Source organism: Actinomadura sp. GC306 (assembly GCF_004348665.1).
Classification (GTDB): domain Bacteria; phylum Actinomycetota; class Actinomycetes; order Streptosporangiales; family Streptosporangiaceae; genus Spirillospora.
This window is the reverse complement of sequence record NZ_SMKM01000470.1, coordinates 1-2,288: the sequence shown is the minus strand read 5'-3', so window position 1 is coordinate 2,288 and position 2,288 is coordinate 1. Positions and strand designations below refer to the sequence as shown.

Below are 2,288 nucleotides of genomic sequence, written 5' to 3'. Positions count from 1 at the left end.
GCCCCGCCGTCCGTCCGGCGGACGGCGGGGCCGCCCCGTCAGTGGTTGTCGGTGTCCTTGCTGGGCTGGACGCGCTTGGGCTCGCCGGGCATCTTCGGGTAGTTCGGGGGATACGGCATGTCGCCGAGGCCGTGGTCGCGCTCGTCGCGGTCGGCCAGCTCCAGCAGGCCCTCCAGGGAGAACGCCTCGTCGTCGATGGACGCGTGCAGGTCACCGAGTTCGGCGAAGCGCGCGGGCATCGTGGCGATGGTGAAGTCGCGCGGGTCGGCGTCCGGCAGCTCGTCCCAGGTGAGGGGCGCCGACACCGGAGCGTGCGGAGCGGGCCGGACGCTGTAGGCCGAGGCGATCGTCCGGTCGCGGGCGTTCTGGTTGTAGTCGATGAAGATCTGCTGCCCTCTCTCCTCTTTCCACCATCTCGTGGTGACTCCGGAGGGGTCGCGGCGCTCCACCTCGCGGCCGAACGCGAGGGCGGCGCGGCGGACCTCGGTGAACGTCCAGCGCGGCTCGATGCGGACGTAGACGTGCACCCCGGCCTTGCCGGAGGTCTTCACGTAGCCGGTGAGGCCCAGCTCCGCAAGCAGGTCGCGGGCCGGGCCGAGCGCGACGCGGACGGCGTCGGAGAAGTCGGTGCCGGGCTGCGGGTCGAAGTCGATGCGCAGCTCGTCGGGGTGGTCGACGTCGCCCCTGCGGACGGGCCACGGGTGGAACGTCAGCGTCCCGAGGTTGGCGGCCCAGGCGATCACGGCGGGCTCGGTCGGGCAGACCTCGTCGGCGGAGCGGCCGCTGGGAAACTTGATCTTGGCGGTCCGCACCCAGTCGGGCGCGCCCTTCGGGATGCGCTTCTGGTAGAACGCGTCGGACTTGCCGGCGCCCATGCCCGACTGGCCGCGCGCGTAGTCCTCCCGGGTGGCCATCCTGGCGCCCTCGAACACGCCGGCGGGCCAGCGCTCCAGCGTCGTCGGGCGGTCGCGGGTCGCGCGGACGATGCCCTCCCCCACGGCCAGGTAGTACTCCACCAGCTGCCGCTTGGTGTAGCCGTGCTCCGGGAAGTAGACCTTGTCGGGATTGGTCACCTTGACGAGCCGATCCCCGACCGGGATCTCGATGAAGGGCGAGGCCATAACGGCACGTTAACCCACGGGCACGACAGTGCCGGGCGACCACCCCGGCGGGTACCGTCGGAGGCATGGAGAAGATCCGCAAGAGCGAGGAAGAGTGGCGGGCGCAGCTCAGCCCCGAAGAGTTCCACGTGCTGCGGGAGGCGGGGACCGAGAAGCCGTTCACCGGCGAGTACAACGACACGAAGACCGTCGGCGTGTACCGGTGCCGTGCCTGCGGTACGGAGCTGTTCCGCTCGGAGACCAAGTTCGAGAGCCACTGCGGGTGGCCGTCGTTCTACGCCCCGGCGGACTCCGACGCGGTCACCCTGATCGAGGACCGCTCGCTCGGCATGGTCCGCACCGAGGTGCGCTGCGCGGCGTGCGACTCGCACCTGGGCCATGTGTTCCACGGCGAGGGCTACGGCACCCCGACCGATGACCGGTACTGCATTAACTCGGTGTCGCTCACCCTGGAACCCGCCGGATAGCCAACCGGGCCGGGCGCTCGCGCGTCTCATGGACGACGGCTCACCGCCAGGGGGTGGTCTCCATGAGCGAGTCCGATGTCGACGACATCGAGGAATCCGACGACCCACCGGAACTCGACGAGTTCGATCATTACACGACGGCCCTGCTGTTCGGCGGGCCGCCGCGGGTCGTCCAGATCGCGCTGTACCTGCTGGACGAGCAACGCCGCATCCGGCTCTTCCGGGGGACGCGCCGGATCGAGGTGCTGCTGCGCGAACGGCCCGACCCGGAGCGGGAAGAGGACCCGGTCCGCGAGGCGGTCATCGACGAGATCCCCGACGCGGGCCTCCGGCTCGGCGAGCTGATCGCGGCGGCCTCCCGGTCACCGGAGGTCCGCGCCGTCGGGCAGGCGTTGCGCGAGGAGGGGCTCGTGCGCGGCAGGCGGTTCCGGCTCACCCGCGACGGCAGGGAGGTGTGCCGGTACCTCGTCGAGGAGCTCGGCGACTCGCAGCTGGAGCGGCTCGCCGTGCTCGGTCCGGCCGGGCTCGCGACGTCCAAGATGCGGTCGATCCTGCTGACCGACGACCCGAAGCCGGCCGCGTACGGGTGGAGCCGGCTGCGCGACCACACCCCCGGCGGCCGCGGCCGCTACATCCACGGGATGTCCGACCTGCTCGACGACAACAGCGGCGGGTATTCGGGCGGCGGCGACTACGGCGG

3 protein-coding genes are annotated in these 2,288 nt (G+C 71.4%); 2 read left to right on the top strand and 1 reads right to left on the bottom strand.

Going from position 1 to position 2,288, the window contains the following annotated elements; translation table 11 throughout:
* Window positions 1-38 precede the first annotated feature (38 nt).
* Window positions 39-1,121 (bottom strand): DNA polymerase domain-containing protein, encoded by a 1,083-nt coding sequence (locus tag E1200_RS32685; protein WP_131956456.1) that lies wholly within the window; start codon window positions 1,119-1,121, stop codon window positions 39-41.
* Between the two features lie 65 nt (window positions 1,122-1,186).
* Here E1200_RS32685 and msrB point away from each other — a divergent pair, with 65 nt between their 5' ends.
* A complete protein-coding gene (gene msrB, locus E1200_RS32680; protein WP_131956454.1) occupies window positions 1,187-1,588 on the top strand; it encodes a peptide-methionine (R)-S-oxide reductase MsrB in 402 nt (133 codons plus the stop codon).
* Window positions 1,589-1,650: 62 nt separating this feature from the next.
* A partial coding sequence (locus tag E1200_RS32675; RefSeq protein WP_131956452.1) for a TIGR04222 domain-containing membrane protein occupies window positions 1,651-2,288 on the top strand: 638 nt, incomplete at its 3' end.